The sequence below is a fragment of the Marinobacterium zhoushanense genome, assembly GCF_014641945.1.
Lineage (GTDB): Bacteria > Pseudomonadota > Gammaproteobacteria > Pseudomonadales > Balneatricaceae > Marinobacterium_D > Marinobacterium_D zhoushanense.
The window spans coordinates 340,090-366,599 of record NZ_BMIJ01000003.1 but is presented as its reverse complement, the minus strand read 5'-3'; the positions used below and the strand labels follow the sequence as shown (position 1 = coordinate 366,599).

The following is a 26,510-nucleotide window of genomic DNA, read 5'->3' as shown; positions in this document are numbered from 1 at the left end:
TGCCAGCTTGACACTATCCACACCTATTACCTAAATCTTCAACCTGTAATCCTATCGTTCAGTTGCACAGGGAAGTGAGTGTTTTAGCTGCATGTTGTAACGCATTCATAAACCAGTAGTCCACTCCCTAAATCAATCCTGTAATTACAGGAATATAGATTTAATAAAAGAGTGAGGTACTGGTCATGTCGAACGGAAGCGCGGTAAAAATAACTCCGTCTCAAGATAAAGATAAAAAGACACCGATAAGAAAAGCAAAAATTAGCGAGCCCCCCCAGGAAGAAGCAACCGTTCCATCCGACTTTGCAAGCGCTATATACGACGCATTCACGAAAGTATTTGGTAACCAGAACCCTTCCCAGATGTTCAGTTTATGTTGGCCCGGCACAGTGCTTGATTATGAGGAGCTGGGTTGGGACAAGGATTCCGGCGAAGCAACTGTTCCTCCTACGCAAAATATCCGCATTGCGCAGCTCCTGGATCAGTATGTACCGCCGTCGCCCATTACCCAACCTGACGGTACCCGAGTATCCGACCGCTACAAAATGGCCATATCGCAGTTGGCTCCTGTGCCAAATGAACACCTCAATAAACTCCAGACCATCCTACGCGAACGCATCAACATAAAGGTACAAGTTGAAATTGACGGCAAAGAAAAAGAGATGAAACTAGTCGATTATTTCTATTACCTGTTCAGCAACTGGATACGAGCAAAAGAGGATTGGAGCCGGCGTCAACAGGAAGCGATTGAACGCTTTGAGAATAAATTTCCAAACGATCCTTCCGCACAATATAACGCTTACATAAAATGGTATGAAACCAATGCCGACAGTTGGATAGAGAAGATCCACGCGGCTTATTACGAAATGCTAGCCCAATTTCCATTAACACAGTGGAACGATGCGATAGCGATTTTAGATACCAAAGATGATGCCGGCCTTAATGAGGCCAAACAGTTGCTGAATAGCGCCACCATACCCGTGCCGCCCAATGAAGGGTTTTCCTACGTGCCGACCAGGGGGCAACCGCTGTTCTGGACAACCCAGTTAAAACCGACCACCGGCTTCATCGATTTCTTAAGCGATCCCGAGCTACAAAAGGCCACACTGGAGACGGCACTCCTGCGCCTTGAGGATGAGCTGATGGCGTGGCGCGCCATCATTCCCCAGGTCGACGATAAGGCGATACAGGAGCTGGCAGACAATCTCGCCGCGAAAAGCAAAAAGTGGCGGGAGGACCAGAAAAATCTGCGTGACGTGTACACGGCCAACGCCGTCACGGCGGTCGAGATCTTCATCGACATCTACTCGAGCCGCGGCAAAAAGCTGGATGAAGCGGATGAACAGGAGGGACAAAAGATAACCGAAGACGTTAACAACCTGACTGAAGCCCTTAACCAGGAAAACGGTCAACCGGGAGATGAACTGGACTGGGAGAAGATAAAAGAGGCCGCTAAAAAGATCGGTGAAGGACAGGATTCCCTGAATGCGGCGCAAAGCGAGATGATCGAATCGGGTCTGGATCTGGCGACCGCTGCAACCGAGTTCCTGAAAAACAAAGGGCCTAAGTCCGGCTTTACCTGGTTAGAGAGCTACATCTCACAACTTGAAACATGTTGTGCACGGGCGCAGGAGCAGCTTAAGAACTTCTCCTCCTCTGCCAACAACTACTACAAGTATCTCTCCGCGGTAGAACCAGAACAGGGCAAAAACCCCAATTTTTCTCCCTCGTTCGGAGACACTGCATACCCATCGCCAACCAGTGACGCCAATGCCAGTACCTGGACCGAGATAAAGATTTCCATCGATCAGAAACAGATGGAGTCCACTCGCTCTCTAAGCACCTTTTTCTCGGAGCTTGACTGGGGGGTTAATCTTTTCCTGGGCAGCGCCAGCGGCAGCAATGTGGAGTCGAGCACGGAGTTTGCCGAAGAGTTCATGAGCGCCGAGAGCAAGATTGAGATGGGCTTTCTCGCACAAAAGATACTGATAAAACGCGAGTGGATGAAGCCGGAACTCTTCCTGCATACCGGTAATATGGTGCGGGTATTGGACAAGCCGTTGTCTCCGGCCGACCAGGTAAACATCAAGGAGATATCGAAATACTCCAACCAGGACAAACTGCTCGAATTACTCAGTAAAAACAGTTTCCCGTCCTATCCCGTCGCCCTCGTGGTGGTTAAAGACCTCTGCGTCAAAGTGACCCTGGACGCCTCCAAAACCAAGGCATTGCGGGACACCTGGGATTCGAAAAAAACTGCCGGCGGTGGTCTGTTCTGCTTCTCGGTGTCGGAATCGCGGGCGGAATCCAGTGAAAACGAGTCACTGAACAGCTACGCCATGGCCGGACAGATGATTCTCCGCGCTCCCGCTCCGCAGATTATCGGCTACTTCGTGCAGATGTTGCCGCCCGATAAGTCCACGCCGTTAACTGAAGCGAGGGTTAAGGAGATCGGCCAGGCAATAGGTTTTGTACAGGACCTTGCCATGGCCCACCGTACCGATCCGTTACCCAAGATGATCAAGGCGCCTGCCGGCGTCAATTAAGGGAGCGAGCATTATGAAAACCTTACTTCGTTATGCGGCGCTAATCGGCGCCGCGGTATTCCTGTCCGCCTGTTCGGGTTTGAACCAGGCTCCGGTCACCGGTGCAGCGCCCTCATACCTGGCAGAGTACGAGATCGCGCTTCAGGTTGAAGCAAAGCGGCCGGACCAATCCCGCATTACGGTATTGCCTATAGGTGCAGGCAACTGCATTTTATTGGAGTTGCCTGCCAAAGATGACGGCGTAACCCCTATCCTCATCAACGACTGTGGATCATCGGGCCAGGGCGAAAATGGTTGGTCAAAGCAAAGCGCGGTCGACTATATACACCATATCTATGATCTCTATGACAAGCCGGTTGTATTTGCGGTCGTCAGCCATGCGGACATCGACCACTACAACATCTTGCCATTATTGCCCAGTGACCTGGTCACGAATGCGGTACTTGGTGGGAGAGTTGAAGACTACTCGGATGACATGCGCCAATGGCTTGATGGAATTAAGCAACACCACGGTCAAGACTCAGTCATGGCCAACCTGCTGAAAACTTACAGCGGTAATCTGTTGGAGTACACCAATGGTGTCAATGGCAACTCAGTGTACTTCGAGGTGATTACCGCCAACGCCGCTCCCCTGCCGGACGTTGAGGAGGATAAAAATTCAGACTCCATCGTTACCCGCTACGAAAGCGATGATTTTTCGGTACTACTGACCGGCGACGCCACGGCAAACTCTATCTTGAGCGCGTTGAACAACAGTGCAGAGGGGCTAGAAAGCAACATTCTGATTGCGCCACACCATGGCGCCTCAACCGCTGGCTCGAACAGCGTCCTGATTGGAAAGGCGATCCTGCCAGAGGCGGTCATTTTTAGCTCCGGGGATCGATACTACCATCCCAAGTGTTCGGCGCTGGATGCCTATAAGCCTTCTGATGAAGTACTGCAGACGATCGCGAATTACCAACCGCGCATACGAACGACATGGGACCGGCACACCGTGCGATGCGGCGCCGACCGTCAGTATAAATACTACGATACCTCATTAAGTTTCTGGGTGACTGCCACCAACGGACTTTTCACCCACGCCTGGCCGGAGTAATCCTGCTCAGGTATCAAACAGAAATCGTAAAGGTCCGCTGCCGCTGGACCTTTACGCCCACCCTCCAGAATCATCTCGCTTTCCTTACCCAAGGCCAGCAATATATTTAAACCACATCTGTTATTCATCACATTGTTTATATCGATACCTGTAAAGGCCCGCATAACGGCTCTCTAAGATGTGATGTATCGGCGATACCCCGGTGGGCGCAACTGCGCCAAAATCCCACGAGTTGATGCAGCAAGGTGTGGTCGACGGTACCTTTCTGCCGGCGATGGATCAGAAGTTTCTGCACATTGCTGAGGACAGCACCGATCTCACCCTGTTCCCCAAAGGGCTCTATACCACCGCGTTTACCATCCTCATGAACCCCGATGTGTTTGAAAGCCTCAGCCCAAAGGATCAGGAAACGATCGGTGCATGGACTGCAAGCAAAGAGATTGATCGCCCTCATACCGAGCACAACACCTATACTTTTAACGACGATGGTCACGCTGAGTGCGGGGGTATTGCATGCCGCCCGCGCCGTTATCCATCAAGGGTAATCCACTGATCATTTACCTCACAGCGGCGGGGTACAGCTGATTGAGAGGATCGACACATGACGGATCTATTTGACAATCCTGTTGGTCTTTGCGGTTTCGAGTTTGTGGAGTTTTCCGGCCCTGAACCTGACCAGATCGCACAGGTGTTCAAGCTGCTGGGCTTTACCCTGGTCGCTAAACACCGTTCCAAGGCTGTTGAGCTGTACCGTCAGGGTGGCATCAATTTTGTCCTGAACCGGGAGCCTAACAGCGAGGCATACTACTTCGGTCAGGAGCATGGCAACTCTGCGGCGGGTATGGCGTTTCGCGTGCATGATTCCCATAAAGCCTACCGCTACGCCTTGGATCATGGCGCCAGACCGATGGACATTCCAACCGGTCCGATGGAACTGCACTTGCCGGCGATCAAAGGTATCGGCGGCGCACCGATCTACCTGATCGATCGCTTTGAAGATGGACAGTCGATCTACGATATCGATTTCGAGTTTCTCGATGGTATCGATCGCCATCCGCCCGGGTACGGGTTCTACGTGATCGATCATCTGACCCATAACGTCTACAAAGGACGCATGGCCTACTGGGCCAATTTCTACGAAAAACTGTTCAATTTCAGGGAGCTCCGCTACTTCGACATCAGGGGCGAGTACACCGGTCTGACGTCGAAAGCGATGACCGCGCCGGACGGCCTGATCCGTATTCCGCTAAATGAAGAAGCCTCAAACGGCACCGGGCAGATTGAAGAGTTTCTGATGGCATTCAATGGTGAGGGTATCCAGCATATCGCGTTGCGCTGTGACAACCTGATAGAGGCCGTCGACAAGCTCAGAGCCGGCGGCATCGAGCTGATGACGCCACCGCCCGATACCTATTACGAGATGCTCGAGGAGCGTTTGCCCGGCCACGGCGAGCCGACCGAGGAACTCAAGGCAAGAGGCATTCTGCTGGATGGTTCTACCGAGGGTGAACCCAAGCTGCTGCTGCAGATATTTTCCGCCAACCTGCTTGGTCCGGTGTTCTTCGAATTTATCCAGCGCAAGAAAGATGAAGGCTTCGGCGAAGGTAACTTCAAGGCGTTGTTCGAATCGATCGAGCGCGACCAGATCGCGCGCGGTGTCATCGGCAACAAGGACAGCTAACAAGGATCGGTACGAGCATGACTGACAACACCCTGTATACCTACTGGCGCTCATCCGCGGCCTACCGGGTACGCATCGCCCTGCACCTGAAAGGGATAGCGCACCGCAACGAGTACATACACTTAGTGAAAGATGGCGGCCAGCAGCGGCTGGATCGCTACCGGTCGATCAACCCACAGCAACTGGTGCCGGCCTGGCGGGACGACAACGGCGTGTTGACCCAGTCACTGGCAATCGTCGAATACCTGGATGAGTGTTACCCCGAACCTCCGCTCCTGCCCCGGCAATCCTATGATCGTGCCCGTGTACGCGCACTCGCCCTGGCGGTGGCGACTGATATCCATCCGATCAACAACCTCCGGGTACTCAAGTACCTGCGTCACGAGCTGGGCGCCCAGGATGAACAGATCAACGCCTGGTATCGACACTGGGTCGAGATCGGACTCGACGCGCTGGAGCAGAGTGTCGGCGACCGGGGCTACTGCTTCGGCAACTCGGTGACGCTGGCGGACCTATGCCTGGTACCACAGCTCTATAACGCCCGACGTTTCGAGGTTTCACTGGATCTCTACCCGAGGCTGCTGGCGATCGAATCGAACTGCCTGGCGCTGGACGCCTTCAGGCTCGCAGCGCCCGCCGCCCAGCCGGATGCGCAGTCATAGAGGCACTATGTAGGCGTTATGTACGCGTTATGTAGAGGAGCGAAGAATGATAAACATCAAGCAGATCCACCACGTGGCGTATCGCTGTAAAGACGCAAAAGAGACAGTGGAATTTTACAAACACTACCTGAACATGGATTTTCTGGTCGCGATCTCGGAGGACCGTGTGCCATCGACCAAAGCCCCCGACCCCTACATGCACGTGTTCCTGGATGCGGGCCAGGGCAACATCCTGGCGTTTTTCGAGCTGCCGACCTACCCGGAACAGGGCAAGGATCCCAACACCCCCGATTGGGTTCAGCACATCGCATTCGAGGTCGAAGACCTGGATGCCCTGCTGGCGGCGAAAGCCGAGCTGGAAGCCAAGGGACTGGATGTTCTGGGTGTCACCAATCACGGCATTATCCAGTCAATCTACTTTTTCGATCCCAATGGCCATCGCCTCGAGCTGACCTACCGCTGCGGTACTGAGGAGCAGTTGAAAAAGCTTAAGGAGATCGCCCCGGCGATGATCGAAGAGTGGTCGAGAACCAAACGCGCACCGAAGATGGCGGCCTGGCTACACGAGGAGGAGTTCCGTGAGGATTGATCAGACGCTAAACGCCTGGCTGGACACCGCCAACGCGCCGGGCAACGGCTTTCCGGTGCAGAACCTGCCCTATTGTTCATTTGTCACCGACGGTACCACGGCGCGCATCGGCGTAGGCATCGGCGATAGGATCGTGGACCTGCATGCCCTGGCGGATCGCGGACTGTTGGCGGGGCTCACTGAAGCGACTCGACAGGCCGCCTGTGAGCCGCAACTGAATGCCTTGATGGCGCTTGACCAGGCGTCACGTGCTGAACTGCGCGCACGGCTCACCGAGTTGCTGTCGGACCCGAGATACAGCGCCGGGGTGAAACCCTGCCTTATCGCTCAGAACCGCGTCCGGTTCGGTATGCCCTGTCGTGTGGGTGATTACACCGACTTCTATGCATCGATCCACCACGCGACCCGTGTCGGTGCATTGTTCCGTCCTGACAATCCCCTGCTCCCAAACTACAAATGGGTCCCGATCGGCTACCACGGCAGAGCCTCGTCACTGCAGGTATCGGGCGGCGACTTCAGGCGTCCGGTCGGCCAACTCAAGCCTCCCGACCAGGAAAGGCCAGTCGTGGCACCCTGCAAGCGGCTGGATTACGAACTGGAGCTCGGCATCTTTATAGCCGAGGGTAACGCGCTGGGCGAGCCGATAGCGCTGGACGATAGTGACCGCCATATCTTCGGTGTCGGCCTGCTCAACGACTGGTCTGCCCGCGATATACAGGCCTGGGAGTATCAGCCGCTGGGACCTTTCCTGTCGAAGAGTTTCTACTCGAGCCTGAGCCCCTGGATCGTACCGCTGGAGGCGCTGGAACCCTACCGCACCGAGTGGACGCGCGATGCCGCTGACCCGCAGCCTCTGGCGTATCTGGAATCGGAACGTAACCGCCGCCAGGGCGCCATCGATATCAATCTGGAAGTCTGGATACAGACGCAGAGAATGCGTGCCGAGAGCATGGACGCACAGCGCCTGACCTTGGGCAACTTCAAGGATCTGTACTGGACGGTTGGCCAGATGGTGGCGCACCATACGGTAAACGGCTGTAATCTGCAGCCGGGCGACCTGTTCGGCAGCGGCACCCTGTCGGGACCGCTGCTTGAGTCCTCCGGCTCTCTGCTGGAGCTGACCGAGGGCGGCAAGCACCCGATTCAACTGGCCAACGGTGAATCGCGCACCTTTCTGGAAGATGGCGACACCATCATTCTCAAGGCCTACTGCGGCGATGATCAACTGCGTATCAGTTTGGGCGAGGTTGCCGGCACAGTGCTGCCAAGTAACAGCACGACCTGATCAAGACCGGCGAGCGATACCTGGTGCCCGCCTCATCAGATGTCATCTGTTGAGGCGGCGCGTTCCTGCGCTTTAGCCTCCAGCAGATCGATCAGCATGCGTTCTACATAGCTTCCACCCACGCCGATACGCTGTGCTGCGCTTATCCCGTTCAGGATTTCAGCCGTGTCCTGGTACTCGGATCGGGCAAAATGCCTAACCGCCGCCACCAGTTGCAATGCCAGATCGCGATTGGTACTCGCCTCTTTATCGCGAATAAGCGCTTCGCAGCTCTCCAACCCTGCCAGGTTGCCTGTGGCCGCATGTATACCCGCCACGTGCAACGCGATAAACGGATGCGCCAACATGCCCTCAAAGCGCGACGTCAGTTCGGTAACCGCCGAACTCAGAGCAGATATGTCGCCGGTTTTCAGATAGTCGCGAAGGAGGAAACCGCCACAGTCGGCCAGTGTCAGCACGGGGCCACAGGTCGTCGTCTCCGGCGCACAATATCGCTGATACAGAGCCCAGGCATCCTCCCGGTATCCGACCTGCCATTCAGCCAGCGCAAGATGCCATTGCAGATGGCCGTAGAGAGCCCCGCCTTCGGCAGACGCTCGATTTTCATCAAGCCAGCGATTGATCAGCGATACCGACTGATCCGGTACGCCCAGGTCATGCAAAATATGCGCGTAACCGTGGATCGTGTAGAGAGACTGAGGTCGCAGCTTAAGCGCCCTCTCCTGAATCCGTCTCCCCTGTTCGGGATCGCCCGCTTCGCTGACAGCAAACCCGAGCCGCGCCAGGAACGCCCAATCATCGGCGAGTGTCGACTCCGAGGCCTTGAGGATATTCAGAACCCGGGAAAGCTTTTCCTCGCCGCCATAAAAAATCAGGTATCCGCACAGCTGAGAGATAACCAGAAGATCGCCTGGATTAGCTGCAACATACTCCTGCGTACGCTGGAGGTTCCCATAGGGATCGGCCAGCAGGCCGATCAGCACGTCGATATGAGCCTGTTCCCAGGGCTCGGACTGTTCAGCCAACGCTTGAGCTTTGTCCTTGAAGCGATCGGCTTCGGGATCGTTCGCATCTTTCGCCAGCGTGTAGCGGGCCGCCATCGCCAGCGCGAAGTTGGGGTCCTGCTCCAGGGTCCGGTCGAGTAGCTCTTTAGCACCGGACTCGGAACCCAGAATGAGATCCAATGCATCGAGGTAAAGTTGTGCGGCCTGAATTGACGCCGTTGTCATGCTGTTGCCGGTGCGCGAGTGGATCATCTATCGAGCCTCTGCTGCCAAGGCCAACCACACCCTGAGCTCTCTTTTGGACTAATAGTTTAGTCCCAATGTGATGAAACACTGAAAAGCCTGAGTTTGCCTGGGAAGGATCACGTTCGAGATGGCGTCACCCCTCGTAGGCATTACGCGAGCAGCCACATGGAAGAGAGGGCTGGCTTAGACGACACTTTATTTAACGTTTCCAACGTGAACACCTTGACGGGGGATATGTGTGAACATAATCGAGCGCTTCGGCGCTTTCATCCCCAAAGGGGCTGCGCGCCTTATCGCCGGGATTCTGGTAGTGGCCCTGACTCTGCAAACGGGTTGCAGCGTAGCACCGCCTATCCCCCACACCGGCTATCAGGAATCGCTGGGGCGGGTGGCTATCATTTCACTCAATACGCAACCGGATATCGAATTCGACGGGTTTACCCGTAATAAACCGTCGGGAGCAGCGAAAGGCGCCGGTACCGGCTTTCTTGGCTGTGTTGAGATGCTCGGACAAGGCAGCTGTACGGGCTCTATTTGTGGTGCCTTTTATCTTGCCTGGCTCGGTGTATGCGGAGTCAGCGGTGTAGTTGGCGGTGTCGTCGGTGCCGCCAAGGCCCCCTCAGGTAAAGACGTTGATGAGGCCGAGAGCCGGATGAGTGAGCGTTTGAGTGCCGAGTCGATTCAGCATGCCCTGGGCGAAGAGTTGATGGACGTGGCGCAGGTACGGGGCACCCGTCTCGCGCTACCCGATCTACGACTGCTGCGAGCGTCCGGCGATAAACAGGATTATCGTTCACTGACCTCTGAAGCGGACACTGTGCTGGAAGTGGCGTTGACACATGTGGGAACGCAAGGTGGCGGGTTTAATCCGCCGCTGCAACTGACCATGACTGCCCGTGTAAGACTGGTGCGAACCCGGGACAACACGGAGATAACGTCAGTTGAATACACCCATGCGGGTGCCAGTTACACTTTGGAGGAGTGGTCTACCAACAGGGCCCAACGCCTCTTACAAGCCCTTCAAGCAGGCTATATCGCGCTGGCCTATCATATTCACGACAGTCTCCTGCTGCTCTATCCATTTCCGGACCGTAAGCCACACATGGTTGGTTTTTTGGTGGCGGCGTTTGGCCTGGCCCCCGAAGAGCCGCCAATCAGGGGCCAGTTAACCGGAGACAAGTTTATAGGCGATACCTTGGAGTGGACACGTGCCACCAGTCTTCGCCCGACGATGCGCTGGCAAGCGTTTCCTCGCGACGGAGATAAAGCGATGGCAGCGGAAGAGATGGCCGCGGTCCGCAATGTGCGTTACGACCTGATTATCGCCCGCGAAAGGAATCTGGCTCCCGGCGAGATCGTGTATTGGCGGGAAGGACTACCTGACAACCACCACACAATGACGCAGAGCCTTAATGCGGACGCCCGTTACTTCTGGAGTATCCGGGCCCGCTTTGAACTGAATGGTCGAGAGAGAGTAACGGAATGGGGGGCGGTGAATCTGTCAGCTCATGAGAGACTAACCACCCCCTCTTCCGGGTCTTATCGTTTCAAGACGCCCTGAGTTGATGTAACGACTCAGCTCGCCAGGTCCATCAACGATGGTATACCGATCCCACTACTCTGAGTGTTTCGGGTTATTGAGCCACTACGCCGACAGGCGCAAGAGAGCCGCGACGAATATATAATCCAAGCCCTACCAGCAGCAACGATACCGCCGCCAGCAGGATAAAACCGGGCTGCAGCACACCGCTTACGTCGCGGATAGTGCCGAGCAACAGGTTACCGAGGGTGCCACCAAGTCCGAAAGTCACCATACAGATACCGCTTATCTGCATGGTCGCCGTTGCTGAATATTGTTGGTTGACCCAGCCGGCAACGATTCCCCACATTGGGAAATACATCAGGCCGTAACCAAAGCTGGCGAGGAGCACAGTCTTGGCGGGGCTGAACGCAAAGGCGATCTGGCCCACGGCGAACACAACAAAGATCAGTAGCAAGGCGCTTGCGTGCCCCTTCTGATCGGCAAATTTACCGGTCACGAAACCCGCCACCATTCCGGTAACGCCCACGGTTGTCCAGCTGTATCCCCCAAGCTCAGCAGGCAAGCCCAACTCCTCAAGATAGGTGTTCAGCCAGTTGGAGAACGGCATGGTGCAAAAACCGACCAGAAAGCAGATCGCACAGGCGAAAAACGCGGTTCGCTCGGTGAACAGCGTACGCAGGAGTTTCGATACGGCGATAGAGTGTTCACCGGACACGACGGTCTGCGGCTCGGGTTCCTGAAGTCGACGCAGCATAGACCAGGTTACAACAAGCACCAGCGCGCCGAACACTCCAGCCAACCGCCAACTGCTTTCCCAGCCCCAGATCGGTACGATCCAGAGGATGACAAGGCCACTGATGCCATATCCCCAAGCGGTTCCGCTTGAGGCACTGGAGAGATAGGTTGAACGCCGCTCGCGAGGTGCGCAGCGGCTGATGATCTCGACGATGGCCCCCCAGCTCATAGCAGCGCTGGCAGCCAGGAAGATCAGCGCAATAATAATAGCCACCGGTTCACGCAGCAGCGGCATGCTGAAGAGCAGGGAGGTTGAAATGGCACCACTGACCAGCGCCACTGCACGGGTCCCCAACCGATGCCCAATAATGCCCAGAATCAGCGCACCTGCCAGATAGGCCAGCTGGGTCGAAGCACCGGCCAGCGCCAGGTGCCAGTAGCTGAGTCCAGTCGACTCTCGCATCAGCGGCACCAGGGCAGCGAACAGGAACATTCCGAAACCATGGCTGACCACCTGGTTCATACCGAAGACTACGGCCATTCGCATATCGAGCGACTCCTCCAAATAGGACAGGCGCTACCCAGATAGCACCGAGGAAGCAACAATAATCGTTTGCCAGACTTCACGAAAGCGATATATATTGATCACTACATTCGATTATATTGAATTCTGGACATGACCGATCTCCCTATCCCTCTGCTGCGCACCTTTGTCGTGGTTGCTGAAACTCTCAACCTGACCACTGCTGCAAGCAGGCTACATCGCGCTCCATCCACCATCAGCATGCAAGTGAACCGCTTGGAGAGTCTGGTAACGGCTCCGTTGCTGGAGCGGGGCCAGTACGGTGTCAGGCTCACTGTCGCAGGTGAACAGCTCAAGTCCCATGCCCAACAACTGCTCGCACTGCACGATCGTATACTGGGCGGGTTCCAGAACGCCGATATAACCGGCAAGGTACGCCTCGGCACCCATGACCTCTACATCACACGCGCGCTGACGCCACTGCTTGAGAGCTATGGTGTGAGCTATCCCGAAGCGGAGCTTGAGGTTACCTGCGACCATCGTCCGGGTTATCTCGCCTCGCTCGTCGCAGACGGTCGGCTGGATCTCGCACTGGTCGAGATGCCGACGCTATCGGATGGTGGCGTGCGGTTAAGCCGCGACCGGTTGGTCTGGGTCAGAGGCGAAGCCCATCCGCTGAACACGCAAGAGACTATCCCGCTGGCGGTGTTTCCGGATGGCTGCTTTTACCGGGAGTCTGCGACCAAGGCGCTGCAACGAATCGATGCGCCTTACCGCATCACCTTTACCAGCCACAGTCGGGCAGGTGTACTCGCCGCAGTGCGGGCCGGCATCGGTATCGGGGTGTGTCCGGAGTCTGCGCTGGAGCCGGGGCTGGTGGTAATCGACGATGCCCTCCCTGCTCTGCCACAGACCGATACAACGCTATTCATCGCCGATAAGGTGAATGCCGCGACTGCGCGACTGGCGCAAACCATCGAAGAGAGCCCGCTGTTTCGTCATGCGGACCTGATTCGACACTGATCGAGCTGGGATCGACAAGATTGCGCGAATTGCTCCCAATACCGGCTTTAGTACTGAGTTACGCGTCTAAAATAGCACCCAAGTAGAATTCAGTTGCCCCGCAGAACTGGCTACCTTGAGCCTTTTGCAACACACACTTCGGGCAGGCTCCATGAATCGAGCTCGTTTATCGAACGTTGAGGCCGACATCAAGACTTTCGTCAGCGACCACTTTTCATTGGCCGTGACGACGGTCCGTAAGGGACTCTGCCTACTCCTCGTTATTATTAGCTGCGGCCTTTCAACACAGGTCTGGGCACATGGGGTAGCGGCAGGCGACGCCACTTTTATCGAGAACGTGAGTGGGATGCACCTGTTACCCTTCACTTATCTAGGCGCCAAACACATGGTGACGGGGTACGATCATCTGCTGTTTTTGCTCGGGGTTATTTTCTTTCTCTACCGGATAAAGGACGTAAGTCTGTACGTGACCCTTTTCGCGCTGGGTCACAGCTCGACGCTGCTGTTTGGTGTACTCAGTGGTACCGAGGTAAACCCGTATCTGGTCGATGCGATAATTGGACTCTCCGTGGTGTACAAGGCGCTCGATAATCTTGGCGCTTTCCGTCTCTGGTTCGGTTTCCAACCCGACGTCAGGGCTGCGGTGCTTATATTTGGCTTTTTTCATGGATTTGGCCTGGCTACCAAGCTCCAGCATTTTTCCCTCTCCGAGCAGGGGCTGGTACCCAACATTCTGGCGTTCAACATTGGTGTCGAGATCGGCCAGCTTCTCGCGCTCACCTGCATTTTGATCGTCATGAACCTCTGGCGCCGTTCTAGCGCATTCGAGCGGCACGCGATCTCGGCCAATGTGGTGTTGATGACCGCCGGCTTTATCCTGGTCGGCTACCAACTGACCGGTTATTGGCTGATGACCCAGGAGTGACCTGATGTCCAATATCTCGAGGCTGAACCCCAAGGGGCAGCACTCAGCAGCCAGCCTGCTGAAGACCACCTTATGTGCATTTGTTGCAGCCGTCGCCATTCTTGTCACAGCCGTGTTGCCCGCAGAGTTCGGCCTCGATCCTACCGGTTTGGGCAGGGTGATGGGGTTGGATAGCTTGCGCCTGGAAAGTAGCCCAACGCCAGACTCGGCGCTGACGCAAACCGCTGACACCGCGCTTAACACGGCGTTCACCTTGTGGAAAGCCAGCAGTACGCCTAGATCAGATACAATTAAGGTCCCCTTGATGCCGGGCCAAGGGGCGGAGATCAAGTCGGTGATGACTCCCGGCGACCGCTTTATGTTCAGCTGGCATGTGGAAGGGGGTATCGTGTCCTTCGATATGCATGGAGAACGACCGGACTCCGGTGGCGCCTTCACCAGTTATTGGGTTGGCGCGAACCAACGTGAAGCCAGCGGATCATTCACCGCGCCCTTCGCTGGCTCACACGGCTGGTACTGGGAGAACACCGGCACCGAGCCGGTTATCGTCATCCTGCAAACCTACGGCTTCTACGGTGATCTCTATATGCCGTAATCGATCTCCTCCCGCATTAGCTCCGCTCGATTTCGCTCATTCCTCTCAGTTACGCGTCAGCACAAACAAACCGACATCGATGCATTTTTCTCGGAAACCACCCTCACAGTAGGCCAGGTAGTAGCGCCACATGCGGTAGAAGTGGCGATCAAAGCCCAGCGGGGCGATGTTGTGGTCAAAGTTGCGCTCGAATGAGTCCGTCCAGATTTTTAGGGTACGGGCATAGTCAAGGCCGAACATCTGCTGATGTTCCAACCTAAAACCATGCTGTTTGAACTTGTAGTGCAATGCTTCCACCGAGGGCAACATGCCGCCGGGGAAGATATAGCGCTGAATGAAATCAGCCTGCTTTCGGTAGCTGCGGAAGCGCTGATCATCGATGGTGATGATCTGCAGTACTGCCCGCCCCTCAGGTTTGAGGATATTTTTCAGCTGCTGAAAATAGGTATCCCAGTGCTGCTCGCCCACCGCCTCGAACATCTCGATAGACACTACCCCGTCATACTGTCCATCAAGATCGCGGTAATCGGTCAGGCTCAGCTCGACCTGGTCGGCCAGTGAGGCGGACTGAATCCGCTGCTGCCCCCAGGCAAGTTGCTCTCTGGACAGAGTCACACCGTGTATCCGCCTACCCTGCTGCGCTGCTTGCTCGGCGAAGCCGCCCCAGCCACAGCCAATTTCACAGATGCTATCGCCGGGCCGGGTCTGGGTCAGTTCCAGTATGCGCTGATTCTTCGCGACCTGTGCCGCCTGTAGCGACATGCCAGGTTCGGTAAAGAGGGCCGCGGAGTACGTCATGGAGGGATCGAGCCACTGCTGATAGAACGCGTTACCCAGATCGTAGTGGGCGGCGATATTGCGACGGCTGCCCTCTCGATGGTTTTCGCGACTGCGATGGTAGCGGTTGTGCTGCAGATCGGATAGCAGGCGCAGCTTGCCCATGGATTCGAGCGATGACTCGTAACGTGCTCCCCAGCGAATCAACGCGGTAAGATCCGGGCTATCCCAATCACCTTGCAGGTACGCTTCAGACCAGCCGTTCAAACCACCAGTAATCAGTTTACGAAGCCCCCGGTAACTGTTCAGCGTCAGACTGGCGTGAGGCTCTTGCTCGCCGAATCGATAGCAATTGCCGCTGGGAAGCTGAAGTTGCAGGGTGCCCTGGTTGCCATCAATACGGGGACGCAGCCAAGCGATCAGCCACCGTTCCAGCACGCCGGGGACCCGTTCACGCATCTGCTCGGAGCAGCGCTGGCCCTGCACTTCGGCGGTTTTGTATTCAAATAATTTCATAGTGTCTGACTCCATCCTTATCCTGCCAACTGACGCTGAAACGGTGGCCGCTTTCGTGCCGGTAAACAGGCACTCCCTTGAGCCAGAGCCGCAGCGCCTCCCAGTGGATGGCACCGATCACCTTAAGCGTCATCATCGGGTAACGAAAAAAGAGACTTACCGCACTCCAACAACCGAGATTTTCCGCCTTGCCGGTGAAGGTTGCGTGCAGCAGGCGCTGCTCAGACGAAAGTTGGCTGATGCATACCGCGATGCGCGCTGCAGGGGGCTGGATGCGAAAGTTGTAGTCGGATACCGGCGGCGTAAAGGGGCTTACGTACATCGACTTGCTGCACTGCTGTCGTATCGTCCTGTCGCCCTCGTCCACCTTGATCAGATAACTGTGCCGCTCGCCGAAGGTGTTGCTCACCTCGTAGATCACCACGGCCAGGTGCTGCTGGCTGTCGTAGCAGAAATAGACACTTAGCGGGTTAAACACGTAACCGAGGATACGTGGGTAACAGAGCAGCAGGATACGTGCAGTAGCATCACCGTAACCCTGTCGGCGCAGCAGGCACTCGATCTCGTCCCTCAACTGCCCCTGCCCTGCGCCATGATCCTTTTCATGTAACGAAAACAGATTGAATCGATTCAGCGAAAAGCCTTTAACCCTGCGCGGTAGATCCTGCAGCTCATCCAGGTCGAGCAACAGGCTGAAGACCGAATAGACGAAGCGATGCCGTTTGGGGCTGAAACGGTGGTGCATCACCTGGCCACAGTAGACTCTGGAGTTCAATTCTCGGTTAGCCATGAGCCGCAACCTCCTGCCAGCCCTGCACGTGGATGCGACCGTTCGGGTTTTCTACCTGCCAGGGACGGCGCACACCGCCAAGCTGTTCGGCAACGGCCAGCCCCGATTGCAAACCATCCTCATGGAAGCCGTAGCCGAAATAGGCACCGCAGAACCAGGTGCGCTGCTGTCCCTGAAGACTCCATAGCTCACGCTGCGCCGCAGCCGAGTTGGCACCAAAGGCTGGATGGTCGTAGAAGAAGGTGCGGACAATACTGCCCTGGGCTGGTTCCACCAGAGGATTGAGCGACACAAAAATATTGCGCTCGGTAGGCAAGGGTTGCAGACGGTTCATCCAGTAGGTCACCGACACCTTGCGCTGACTCGCTTTCTGACCGGTCGCCATGTAGTTCCAGCTTGACCAGACCGCCCTGTTGCTCGGCATCAGCCGCGGATCCATGTGCAGGTAGGCCCGATTACGCAGGTAGGGGAACTGGCTAAGCAGGCGCTCCTCATCCGGCGTTGGCGCATCGAGCAGCTTCAGTGCCTGATCGGAATGACAGGCCAGCACCACCTCGTCATAGTAGTCCCGCTGACCGTGCAGATCCTCGATGATCACCCGGTCCCGTTCACGCACGATACGCTGCACGTTGCGGTTCAGCTGCACCGGATTGCGCAGGGATGCGGCGATTATGTCCACGTAGCGGCGGCTGCCACCAACTACCGTGCGCCACTGAGGCCGATCACTGAGCTGAACCAGGCCGTGATTCCGACAAAAATTCAGGAAGCTGCTAGCGGGATACTCCAGCATCTGATCCACCGGTGTCGACCAGATCGCCGCTCCCATCGGCAGAAGATGGTCGTAGATAAATGGCTTGCCGTAGCCTCCGTCCCTGAGTAGCTCACCGAGGCTTAGCTGTTCGATATCCGCTCGACCGGCCATCTGCGATGCATTGCGGTAGAAGCGGAGCAGATCGGCCAGCATGCGCCAAAAACGCGGCCTCAGCAGGTTTTTCCGTTGAGCGAACACCCCACCAAGATTGGTACCGTTGTACTCCAGCTCCCCGTTATCGGCCGATACGGCGAAGGTCATCTCGGTATCGCAACACTCAACGCCGAGCAGTTTGAACAGCTCCACCAGGTTCGGATAGTTGAGCGGATTGAACACGATGAAGCCGGTATCCACATCCACCTGAGTCCCGTCCAGATCGAACCTGACCGTATTGCTGTGGCCGCCGAGCCGATCGTCTTTCTCATACAGCGTGACATCGTGGTAATGATTTAGCAGCCAGGCGCAGCTGAGCCCGGAGATACCTGAACCAATTACAGCGATCTTCTTCGGGTGTAGTGCTCTAATATTCATGGTTATGAGATTCATCTGCCGGTTTTTACGCTTTAACGCAGCAGCAAGGGGTTTGGATCACTCTCCAATTAAATCCAGTAACCAGTGATCCAAAACGCATCCGGGGTCGTAAACATTGACAAAGAAAAACTGTCAGGAGTCAGCGTGAAAAAGGTTGTGCCTTTGCCTTCACTGAGAGCGCATGGTGATACCGACTGGTCACAACTGTTGGCCAGCATGGCCAAAACCGGTGACCGGGCGCTGTTTGTGCAGATCTTTCAGCACTACGCTCCTTTGCTCAAAAGCTACATGTTGCGGCTGGGTGTGCTGGAGTCGGTCGTTGAGGAGCTCGTACAGGAGTCAATGCTGACGATCTGGCGTAAGGCGGGAAGCTTCGACCCCGCACGTGCCGAAGCCGGTGCCTGGATCTATACCCTGGCACGGAACAAGGCGATCGACTGGATGCGCAAGCAGAAATATCCAACCTGCTCGCTGGACGGTTACGAAGAGGATACACAGGACAGCGACCACGAGCCCGGTGAGCTGCACCTGATACGACACAAGATGAAAACAGCTATCAATGAACTCCCGCCCGAGCAGGCGCAGGTGATCTACATGTCTTACTTCGAGGGTCGAGCCCACGCCGAAATCGCGGCCAAGCTGGGCATTCCATTGGGCAGCGTGAAGGCGCGCATCCGCCTCGCCAGCGCGAAACTGCGTAACTTTTGGGAGGGTGAGTAATGACGACGATACGTCACCATCTCGATGACGCCACGTTGGTGAGCTATACCTCGGGCGCTCTGACCAACTCCATGGCGCTGGTTGTCGCCTGTCACCTCTCGGTCTGCGGGGAGTGCCGGAAGCGATGCGGCGAGATGGAGGTTCTAGGAGGCGAGATGCTGGAGCGCTTGCAACCGGTCGATCTCAGCGACGCTGCGCTGCAAAACCTGCTCGACGCATTGGACGGTGAGGAGGCTTCCGAGCCGACACCGAAAGCCCCGAGCCCCCCACCTGCCGATGTTCCTGCACCGCTTTGGCCCTACATCGACAAACCGCTGGATGAACTGGCGTGGAAGAGTCTGGCACCCGGCTTTGCCTATGTTGACCTGCCCTGCCAGGGCACAGGCGCCAGTAAACTGTTGCGGATAGCGCCCGGCAAATCGGTGCTGCCTCACACCCATACCGGAAACGAGTTGACCATGGTCCTGCGCGGCTCTTTTGTCGACGAGGTGGGACGCTTCGCCAGCGGCGATATCGCCGATATCGATGATGCTATCGAGCACCAACCGCTGGTCGACAGCCCTGAGACCTGTATCTGTCTCATTGCCACCGACGGCCCGCTGCGCTTCACCTCGCTGCTGGGGCGGATCGTGCAACCCCTGACCGGGTTCTGATCGTTCAGACGCTGGCACCCGATCCCGGAGATGATCTGATTGCCCCGCAGCCACGTAGTAACAGGTGACTGCACAGCACAGGGCATTAGCGATGAGCTTTCCGGAACACTTCGATCTGTTTGACTATTTCCAGGGCACAACCCGCGCCTATGGAATATTCGAAACACCTTTTGGCCGCTGCCGACGGCAACTGGTAGTCGATCTGGAGGGTCGTATCGAGGGCGACACCCTGGTTCTCCATGAGTCGTTCGAATATGACAATGGCGAACTCCAGCAGCGTACCTGGCGAATCCAACGACTCAGCTCCATCCAATATCGTGGCGTGGCCGCAGACCTTTCTAAGCCGGCTGCAGGCAAGATCGAGGGTAACCGGCTGTTTTGGCGCTATCAGCTTAACCTTTCGGTAGGACAACGCACAGTCCGTATCGATTTCAACGATCAGATGTTCCTGATGGCCGATGGGGTGCTAATCAACCGCGCTCGATTGAGCAAATGGGGCGTTCATGTCGGCAGTGTCACGCTGGCGTTTACACGGCGGTGATTGTCGAGTTCAGCTGATCCAAAGCGCGCGCTACAACGTAGCTAATTAACAGAGTTACTATCGGAGCGGCGGATGAAATCTGGCATCAGCGAACACATCATTATCAATCTGGTGGGTTTTCAGCTCTGCTGGTGGCTCGCGGTTTTGCTGCAAAACGAGAGCCTGCCCTGGTTGATTCTGCTGCTGTCGGGCCACCTTCTCCTGCACAGCGATCGACTGGCCGAGTTACAGTTAATTTTGATCACCGCCACCTTCGGCTACCTTCTCGACACGCTGCTGCTGCTCAGCGGTGTTTTTCATTTCGAGCGCGCCCCGGCCGTACCTCCGCTCTGGCTAGCACTGCTGTGGTGCTGCTTTGCCGCCACCCTGCGCCAGGGACTCAAACCGCTCGCGACTCACCCTTATCTCGCCGGGCTGTTGGGCGGTGTGGCCGGTAGCGGTAGCTATCTGCTGGGCGCCCAGCTGGGGGCGGTGAAGCTGGGATACACCACTTCGACCAGTCTGCTGATACTGGTGCCGCTCTGGGCAGCGCTGCTGCCGGCACTGCTCTGGCTCGGGCAAAACTTCGGCACCAGGAACCAGGCATCGGGGGCTTTATGAAGATCACAGCTCATCTACTTCTCTTGCTGCTGGCGGTGATGAGTAGCCCATTAATGGCCAACACCCAGTACCAACTGGTCGGTGAAGCAAGGCTCCGGGTGCTGCTCTGGGAGATCTACGACGTAAAGCTGTACACGGCCGATGGGCGCTACCACGGCATCACTGTCCCCTTGCTGCTCAAATTGGATTACCTGCGTGCAATTGAACGAGATGATCTGATCGACGCAACCCGAAATGAGTTACAACAGGTCGCTCCCGGCCTGCCAACGCAGCAGACCGAACGACAACTGCAGAGCCTAACCCGCTTCTGGCCTAGCGAGATCCGGCCCGGCGACAGCCTCAGTTTCGAGCTCACCGCCAGCGGCGGCACCTTCCACTTCAACGAGCAACCGATCGGCCAGATCGACGATAGCCAGTTCGCCAAAGCCTTTCTGGCGATCTGGCTGGCGGAAAACAGCTCGTTTCCACACCTAAGCCGACAGCTTAAGGGAGAATCATGAATATCCTGACCCGCAGTTTGACACTGCTGAGCCTGCTGACCCTGGCGAGCTGTAGCACCAGGATTGAACAGTATCGCAATAGCGAGCCGGCATTCGTACCCGCGACCTTCTTTAATGGCCAACTGCTGGCTGTGGGCATCGTGCAGGACCGTTCCGGCGAGGTTACACGCCGCTTCACTGCGAACATCGTCGGCAAGTGGAACGGCACGCGGGGCGTCCTTGATGAGCAGTTCCATTTCAATGACGGCGAAGAGCAGTGGCGCTGCTGGCGACTTGAGCAGACCGACAACCGGCTGACCGGCAGTGCTGGCGATGTCATCGGAGACGCCCAAGGAATAATCGCCGGCAATACCCTCAATTGGCAGTATGTGTTGAGAGTCGCGCTGGACGACGGCGACAGCATCGACCTGACCCTCGACGACTGGCTCTATCTGGTCAGTGAAGATCACCTGATTAACCGCACCCGCATGACCAAGTTTGGCTTCGAAGTGGGCGAGATCACGCTGGCTATACACCGTGTCAGTGATAAGCCTTCCCGGCCCCTCCGGCCCAATTGCCGAGTGGAGGAGTAAACGATGAAAACGAAACACATCAGGCAAACTGCCTGGGTAACCGGGGCTAGCCAGGGTATTGGCCGGGCACTGGCCGTGACACTCTGCCGGCAGGGCGTAAACGTCTATGCCAGCGCGCGACGTAGTGATGTGCTCGAAGCGCTGGCGCACGAGCTCAAGGATATGCCGGGAGTGCTGACCCCCTGCCCGCTGGATGTTACCGATCAAGCGGCGATAGAGCGCTGTTTCGAGAAATGGGAGCACAACAGCAGGCTGCCGGATCTGATCATCCTCAACGCCGGCACGCACGACCCCTTCACCGCCCAGGAGTTCAGCGCCGAGCGGGTCGAAGCACTGATGCACACCAACCTCAGCGGCACGCTACGCTCGCTCGATCCAAGCCTGAAATGCTGTCTTAAGCGTGGTCGGGGCCAGATCGCGATCATGGCCTCAGTCGCCGGTTACCGCGGCTTGCCAACCGCTGCTGCATACGGCGCAAGCAAGGCGGCACTGATCAATCTGGCCGAATCGCTGAAGCTCGACCTGGTCGGCAGCGATATCGACCTGCGGTTGATCAATCCCGGATTTGTTCGCACGCCACTCACCGACAAGAACGAATTCACCATGCCCGCTCTGGTGGAGCCGGAGCAGGCAGCGGAGTGGATTATCAAAGGGCTCGATTCAAACCGATTCGAGATCAGCTTTCCGGCCCGTTTTACCTCTGTGCTCAAACTGCTCCGCTGCCTGCCCTATGCATGGTACTTTCCTCTGGTACGGAAACTGACAGCCTGAAACCTTGAGTCACACTGAATGACCAATACCGAACACGAAACGCTGCTGAGACGATACGCCGATCTGCTGCAGACTCTCACTCCCGACAGAGTGGATCAGATGCTGCAACTGCTGGCTGAGGATGTCGAGTTCAAGGACCCGTTTAACCACACCACCAGCAAGGCAGGCTACCGCGCCGTGATGATGGATATGTTCGCCAGTCTCGACAATATCCAGTTCAGGGTTAAACAGATCGATGCCACCCCGACCGGCGGCTATCTGATCTGGGAGTTCAGCGCCTTCAGCAACATCACCAAAGCGATACACGCTGAAGGAGTCAGCCACATACTGATCAATGCGGAAGGCAAAATAAGCCACCACCAGGATTACTGGGACGGTAGCCGGATCATGGATGGTATACCGCTACTCGGGCGGATCGTGAAGTCGGTGCGTAACAAAGCGGGACAAATTGAAAAAGAATCGACATAGGCCCGGTAACCCCGGGCCTATTCATCAGCCAATCAGCCCTTCAACTCCTCCATCGCCTGCTGACGCAGCAGGTAGCGCTGCAGTTTCCCGCTGGAGGTCTTCGGCAGTTCGGTGACGAAGGCGATCTCACGTGGGAAGGCGTGGGTCGACAGGCGGTTGCGTACATGCTGCTGCAGCGCCTCGATCAACGCTTCATCGGCATCATATTCCGGGTGGGTCACCACGTAGGCTTTGACGATATAGCCGCGCTTGTCGCAGGGCTTGCCGACCACCGCGCTCTCGATCACCGCTTCATGTTCGAGCAGGGTGTTCTCCACGTCGGCGGGCCCGATGCGGTAGCCCGCCGAGGCGATGATGTCGTCATCTCGACCGGTGTAGGAGTGTGCGCCGTCGCCGTTGCTGATGACGACATCGCCGGTCAGATAATAGCGGCCCTGGTAGGGGCTCTTCTCGCCCCAGGTGTAGCCCTGGAAGAAGTAGAGCGGCGAATTCTCCATATCGATCGCCAGTTCGCCGGTCTCCCCCTCGCCCACCTCGTTGAAGTCCGCATCCAGTGCCACCAGACGGTAACCGGGTAGTGCGTAGCCCATGCTCGCGTCGCGGTGGGTATGGCTGAGTTCATGGAAGTTGGCGGCGGTCATGCCGGTCTCGGTCTGGCCGTACTGGTCGCAGACACGGCAACTTAAGGCGCGGCGCACCCAGTTCACCACCTCCGGATTCAGCGGCTCGCCGGCGCTGTTGGCGACACGCAGCTTGATGCCGGGGTAGTTCGCCAGCAGTTTGTCGTTGGCCATCAGCATGCGGTAAGCGGTCGGCGCGGCGGCAAAGTTGGTGATCTTATAGCGCTCGAGGAAACTGAAGGTGTTCTCGGCACTGAACCCCGCTTCGTTGAAGTGTGTGGTGCAGCCGAGCAGCATTGGGCCCACAATGGCGTAATACAGACCGTAGGCCCAGCCCGGATCGGCCACGTTCCAGAAGTTATCAGTCGCGCGCAGACCGATGGCATAACGCATATAGACCCAGAACGCCGGCAGTGCGCGTACCGGTACCGACACGCCCTTGGACTTGCCGGTAGTACCGGAGGTGAACATCTGCAGGAAGGGTTCATCGGGCCCCAGGCGTACCGGCTCAAATTCGGTGCTCTGCCCGTTTTGAGCCTCATCGAACAGGAAGTTCGCTTCGCCCGCGAGCGGATGGTAAGCGTCGGCGACCAACATGGTGCGCGGCGGCCCGGCCACATCCTTCAACTTCGTCCATTGCTCCGGATTGGTGATGATCAGCTTGGTATCGGCGCGTTCCAGGCGGTACTCGATGGCGCCGCTGCCGAAGGCGGTGAACAGTGGCTGGTAGACACCACCGACCCGCAGAGTACCCAACAGGCTGATCAGCAGCTCAGGTGTTCTCGGCAGCAGGCAGGCCACACGGTCGCCCCGCCCTATCCCCTGGCTGGTGAGGAAGTTGGCGAACTGAGCCGAGCGCTGTAGCAGTTCGTGGAAGGTCAACTCACCAGTGGAGCCGTCGATGCGCTCGTAGCGCAGGGCCACGCGGCTCGGATCATCCGCGTGGTGGTCACAGATCTCCTGACAAACATTGATGCCGTTTTCGTAGTCGCCGACGAAGCGGTTCAGTATGGTGTCGACGCTGAAGTCGCGCATGAAGTCGCTGTATTTAACGTTGTTCATCGCAGTACCTGCTTATTGTTGTTATTCGTGATCGACTATCCCTATGTTGCGAGTGGAGTTCGGGCATAAGGGCAGCCCGGCGCGCCTCCCATTGGAGGAGCGCTGCTGACTCGCTTTTACGGGAAAGATCGAAGAGTTAGAGAAGCTCGATCGCCACCGCCGTCGCCTCACCGCCGCCGATGCAGAGCGACGCCACGCCACGCTTGAGCCCTCGCTGCTTCAGCGCATGGATCAGGGTGACGATGATGCGCGAACCGGAGGACCCGATCGGATGGCCCAGTGCGCAGGCACCGCCGTGGACGTTGACCTTGTCCGGATCAAGCCCCAGTTCACGTATTGCCAGCAACGTCACTACGGCAAAGGCTTCGTTGATCTCAAACAGATCCACGTCATCCTTGCTCCAGCCAGCGCGCTGAAGCACCTTCTCGATGGAGCCGATTGGCGCCAGCGTGAACTCGGCTGGCAAACGGGCATGAGTTGCGTGGGCAACGATGCGCGCCATCGGCTTGAGTTGCCGCGCCTCGGCTTCCGCCTGGGTGGTCAGCACCAATGCCGAGGCGCCGTCGCTGATTGAGCTGGAGTTGGCGGCGGTAACGCTGCCGTCCTTGCTGAACGCCGGGCGCAGCTGCGGAATCTTCTCCGGGCGGGCGTTGCCGGGCTGCTCGTCGGTATCGACTACTACCTCTCCAGCGCGAGTCTTGACGCTGACTGGTGCAATCTCGTCGCGGAACGCGCCGCTGTTGATCGCCTCCAGCGCCCGGTTCAGCGAACCGATGGCGAACTGGTCCATCTCTTCGCGACTGACTTCGCAGAGATCGGCGGTACGCTGGGCAAACACGCCCATCAGTCCGCCCTCGTACGCATCTTCCAGACCGTCGAAGAACATGGAGTCGATCACCTGACCGTGCCCCATGCGCATTCCGGCGCGCGCCTTCGGCAACAGGTAGGGTGCCTGGCTCATGTTCTCCATGCCACCGGCGACCATGATCCGGGCACTTCCCGCGAGCAACTGGTCATGGGCCAGCATCACCGCCTTCATGCCGGAACCGCACATCTTGTTAACCGTGGTGCAACCCGCGCTGTCGGGGATACCCGCCTTGCGCGAGGCCTGGCGCGCCGGTGCCTGGCCGAGACCGGCCGGCAGCACACAGCCCATCACCACCTCGTCGATAGCATCCGCTGTCAGCCCGGCGCGATCCACGGCGGCACCGATAGCCACGGCGCCCAGATCGGGGCTGCGCACATCACTGAGCTCGCCCAGCATGCCGCCCATCGGGGTACGGGCCGCACCAACAATTACAACGCTATTATCGGACATTCTATTGTTCCTCTATTAACGCGGCGCCATGCGCAACGCACAGTCGAGACGGATAGTTTCACCGTTTAGCAGCGGGTTGCGTGCGATCTGCTCCACCAGCATGCCGAACTCCTCCGGCTTACCCAGACGCTGCGGAAACGGCAGTGTAGCGGCCAGACTCTGCTGCACCTCCTCGCTGAATCCCGCCATCATCGGCGTCATGAACAGACCCGGGGCGATGGTGTTGACGCGGATCCCCTGCCGGGCCAACTCACGTGCTGCCGGCAACGTCAGCGAAACGACCCCACCCTTGGAGGCGGCATAGGCGGCTTGGCCGACCTGCCCCTCGTAGGCGGCAATCGAGGCGGTATTGACGATCACACCACGTTCGCCATCGTCATTCGCCGCGCGCTCGGCAATATCGGCAGCGGCGAGGCGCAGGATATTGAAGGTGCCGATCAGGTTGATCTGGATGACACGGGCAAAATCATCCAGCGGCATCGGCCCCTTTTTGCCGACAATTCGCCCCGCTGGTGCGACACCGGCGCAGCTCACCGCGATACCGCAGGGGCCATGCGCCTCGCGGGCGGCCGCAAATGCCGCCTCGGCGCTCTCGGCAGAGGTAACGTCACACTTGACGAAGATGCCGCCGATCTCACGCGCGACCGCTTCACCACGCTCCTGCTGCAGGTCGAGGATCGCCACGCGACAACCGGCTGCGGCGAGCACGCGTGCCGCCCCCTCACCAAGACCCGACGCACCACCGGTCACAACTGCCGGTACTTGTTTAAGTTCCATACTTATCCGCCTGTTTTAACGTATTTTTTC

At 57.3% G+C, this 26,510-nt stretch carries 27 protein-coding genes; 19 read left to right on the top strand and 8 right to left on the bottom strand.

Going from position 1 to position 26,510, the window contains the following annotated elements:
- The first annotated feature begins 185 nt into the window (after positions 1-185).
- The 7 genes from IEX40_RS08835 (at position 186) to fahA (ending at position 7,859) form a co-directional block, all read left to right on the top strand.
- Positions 186-2,546, top strand: a complete 2,361-nt coding sequence (locus IEX40_RS08835) for a hypothetical protein (RefSeq protein ID WP_188747359.1) — start codon at positions 186-188, stop codon at positions 2,544-2,546.
- 13 nt (positions 2,547-2,559) lie between these two features.
- Positions 2,560-3,642, top strand: coding sequence for an MBL fold metallo-hydrolase (locus IEX40_RS08830; RefSeq protein ID WP_188747357.1), 1,083 nt, complete (start codon positions 2,560-2,562; stop codon positions 3,640-3,642).
- Positions 3,643-3,844: 202 nt separating this feature from the next.
- Complete coding sequence (locus IEX40_RS08825) at positions 3,845-4,195, top strand: type 2 periplasmic-binding domain-containing protein (RefSeq protein WP_229680661.1); 351 nt, start codon at positions 3,845-3,847, stop codon at positions 4,193-4,195.
- Between the two features lie 48 nt (positions 4,196-4,243).
- Entirely contained in the window at positions 4,244-5,323 is a 1,080-nt protein-coding gene (gene hppD, locus IEX40_RS08820) for a 4-hydroxyphenylpyruvate dioxygenase (RefSeq protein ID WP_188747354.1), read from the top strand.
- 17 nt (positions 5,324-5,340) lie between these two features.
- Positions 5,341-5,985, top strand: a complete 645-nt coding sequence (gene maiA / locus IEX40_RS08815; RefSeq protein WP_188747352.1) for a maleylacetoacetate isomerase — start codon at positions 5,341-5,343, stop codon at positions 5,983-5,985.
- Between the two features lie 46 nt (positions 5,986-6,031).
- Positions 6,032-6,574, top strand: a complete 543-nt coding sequence (locus tag IEX40_RS08810) for a VOC family protein (RefSeq protein ID WP_188747350.1) — start codon at positions 6,032-6,034, stop codon at positions 6,572-6,574.
- Positions 6,564-7,859: a fumarylacetoacetase gene (gene fahA, locus IEX40_RS08805; RefSeq protein ID WP_188747348.1), complete on the top strand. Its 1,296-nt coding sequence runs from the start codon at positions 6,564-6,566 to the stop codon at positions 7,857-7,859. Before IEX40_RS08810 ends, fahA begins: the two co-directional genes overlap by 11 nt.
- A 35-nt stretch (positions 7,860-7,894) precedes the next feature.
- On the opposite strand, the gene IEX40_RS08800 is transcribed toward fahA, so the two are convergent.
- A complete protein-coding gene (locus IEX40_RS08800) occupies positions 7,895-9,115 on the bottom strand; it encodes a tetratricopeptide repeat protein (RefSeq protein WP_188747346.1) in 1,221 nt (406 codons plus the stop codon).
- A gap of 232 nt (positions 9,116-9,347) precedes the next feature.
- On the opposite strand from IEX40_RS08800, the gene IEX40_RS08795 reads away from it, so the two are divergent.
- A complete protein-coding gene (locus tag IEX40_RS08795; RefSeq protein WP_188747345.1) occupies positions 9,348-10,670 on the top strand; it encodes a hypothetical protein in 1,323 nt (440 codons plus the stop codon).
- Between the two features lie 73 nt (positions 10,671-10,743).
- Here IEX40_RS08795 and IEX40_RS08790 read toward each other — a convergent pair whose 3' ends face one another.
- Positions 10,744-11,934, bottom strand: coding sequence for an MFS transporter (locus tag IEX40_RS08790; RefSeq protein WP_188747343.1), 1,191 nt, complete (start codon positions 11,932-11,934; stop codon positions 10,744-10,746).
- 129 nt (positions 11,935-12,063) lie between these two features.
- Between IEX40_RS08790 and IEX40_RS08785 the strand changes: the two genes are divergently transcribed.
- The 3 genes from IEX40_RS08785 to IEX40_RS08775 all read left to right on the top strand — a co-directional run bounded on the left by IEX40_RS08785 (position 12,064) and on the right by IEX40_RS08775 (position 14,453).
- Complete coding sequence (locus IEX40_RS08785) at positions 12,064-12,933, top strand: LysR family transcriptional regulator (RefSeq protein WP_188747342.1); 870 nt, start codon at positions 12,064-12,066, stop codon at positions 12,931-12,933.
- Between the two features lie 151 nt (positions 12,934-13,084).
- Positions 13,085-13,858, top strand: a complete 774-nt coding sequence (locus tag IEX40_RS08780) for a HupE/UreJ family protein (RefSeq protein ID WP_188747340.1) — start codon at positions 13,085-13,087, stop codon at positions 13,856-13,858.
- A 4-nt stretch (positions 13,859-13,862) separates the two neighbouring features.
- Positions 13,863-14,453, top strand: coding sequence for a ferredoxin reductase domain-containing protein (locus IEX40_RS08775; RefSeq protein WP_188747338.1), 591 nt, complete (start codon positions 13,863-13,865; stop codon positions 14,451-14,453).
- A gap of 45 nt (positions 14,454-14,498) precedes the next feature.
- Here the strand turns inward: IEX40_RS08775 and IEX40_RS08770 are convergent, their stop codons facing one another.
- The 3 genes from IEX40_RS08770 to IEX40_RS08760 are packed head-to-tail and all read right to left on the bottom strand — an operon-like array spanning position 14,499 to position 17,878.
- Positions 14,499-15,746: an SAM-dependent methyltransferase gene (locus IEX40_RS08770; protein WP_229680660.1), complete on the bottom strand. Its 1,248-nt coding sequence runs from the start codon at positions 15,744-15,746 to the stop codon at positions 14,499-14,501.
- A complete protein-coding gene (locus tag IEX40_RS08765) occupies positions 15,733-16,536 on the bottom strand; it encodes a DUF1365 domain-containing protein (protein ID WP_188747337.1) in 804 nt (267 codons plus the stop codon). The genes IEX40_RS08770 and IEX40_RS08765 overlap by 14 nt, the downstream gene beginning before the upstream one ends.
- Positions 16,529-17,878: an NAD(P)/FAD-dependent oxidoreductase gene (locus IEX40_RS08760; protein ID WP_188747336.1), complete on the bottom strand. Its 1,350-nt coding sequence runs from the start codon at positions 17,876-17,878 to the stop codon at positions 16,529-16,531. The genes IEX40_RS08765 and IEX40_RS08760 overlap by 8 nt, the downstream gene beginning before the upstream one ends.
- 144 nt (positions 17,879-18,022) lie before the next feature.
- On the opposite strand from IEX40_RS08760, the gene IEX40_RS08755 reads away from it, so the two are divergent.
- From IEX40_RS08755 to IEX40_RS08720, 8 genes are all read left to right on the top strand, one after another.
- On the top strand, positions 18,023-18,598 hold the full coding sequence (locus tag IEX40_RS08755; RefSeq protein ID WP_229680659.1) for a sigma-70 family RNA polymerase sigma factor: 576 nt from the start codon (positions 18,023-18,025) through the stop codon (positions 18,596-18,598).
- Positions 18,598-19,251, top strand: a complete 654-nt coding sequence (locus tag IEX40_RS08750; RefSeq protein WP_188747335.1) for a ChrR family anti-sigma-E factor — start codon at positions 18,598-18,600, stop codon at positions 19,249-19,251. Before IEX40_RS08755 ends, IEX40_RS08750 begins: the two co-directional genes overlap by 1 nt.
- Positions 19,252-19,342: 91 nt before the next feature.
- Entirely contained in the window at positions 19,343-19,792 is a 450-nt protein-coding gene (locus IEX40_RS08745) for a DUF3833 family protein (RefSeq protein WP_188747334.1), read from the top strand.
- Between the two features lie 72 nt (positions 19,793-19,864).
- Complete coding sequence (locus tag IEX40_RS08740) at positions 19,865-20,392, top strand: DUF2878 domain-containing protein (RefSeq protein WP_188747333.1); 528 nt, start codon at positions 19,865-19,867, stop codon at positions 20,390-20,392.
- On the top strand, positions 20,389-20,892 hold the full coding sequence (locus tag IEX40_RS08735; RefSeq protein ID WP_188747332.1) for a chalcone isomerase family protein: 504 nt from the start codon (positions 20,389-20,391) through the stop codon (positions 20,890-20,892). The genes IEX40_RS08740 and IEX40_RS08735 overlap by 4 nt, the downstream gene beginning before the upstream one ends.
- Complete coding sequence (locus IEX40_RS08730) at positions 20,889-21,464, top strand: DUF3833 domain-containing protein (RefSeq protein ID WP_188747331.1); 576 nt, start codon at positions 20,889-20,891, stop codon at positions 21,462-21,464. Before IEX40_RS08735 ends, IEX40_RS08730 begins: the two co-directional genes overlap by 4 nt.
- Before the next feature lie 3 nt (positions 21,465-21,467).
- Positions 21,468-22,235, top strand: coding sequence for an SDR family NAD(P)-dependent oxidoreductase (locus tag IEX40_RS08725; RefSeq protein ID WP_188747329.1), 768 nt, complete (start codon positions 21,468-21,470; stop codon positions 22,233-22,235).
- An 18-nt stretch (positions 22,236-22,253) separates the two neighbouring features.
- Positions 22,254-22,703 carry a nuclear transport factor 2 family protein gene (locus IEX40_RS08720; RefSeq protein ID WP_188747328.1) on the top strand — a complete coding sequence of 150 codons (450 nt, stop codon included), beginning with the start codon at positions 22,254-22,256 and terminating at the stop codon, positions 22,701-22,703.
- A 32-nt stretch (positions 22,704-22,735) separates the two neighbouring features.
- Here the strand turns inward: IEX40_RS08720 and IEX40_RS08715 are convergent, their stop codons facing one another.
- The 3 genes from IEX40_RS08715 to IEX40_RS08705 all read right to left on the bottom strand — a co-directional run bounded on the left by IEX40_RS08715 (position 22,736) and on the right by IEX40_RS08705 (position 26,480).
- Positions 22,736-24,385 (bottom strand): AMP-binding protein, encoded by a 1,650-nt coding sequence (locus IEX40_RS08715; protein WP_188747326.1) that lies wholly within the window; start codon positions 24,383-24,385, stop codon positions 22,736-22,738.
- Between the two features lie 136 nt (positions 24,386-24,521).
- Positions 24,522-25,703, bottom strand: a complete 1,182-nt coding sequence (locus IEX40_RS08710; RefSeq protein WP_188747324.1) for a thiolase family protein — start codon at positions 25,701-25,703, stop codon at positions 24,522-24,524.
- 15 nt (positions 25,704-25,718) lie between these two features.
- Positions 25,719-26,480 carry an SDR family NAD(P)-dependent oxidoreductase gene (locus IEX40_RS08705; protein ID WP_188747323.1) on the bottom strand — a complete coding sequence of 254 codons (762 nt, stop codon included), beginning with the start codon at positions 26,478-26,480 and terminating at the stop codon, positions 25,719-25,721.
- Positions 26,481-26,510: the final 30 nt, after the last annotated feature.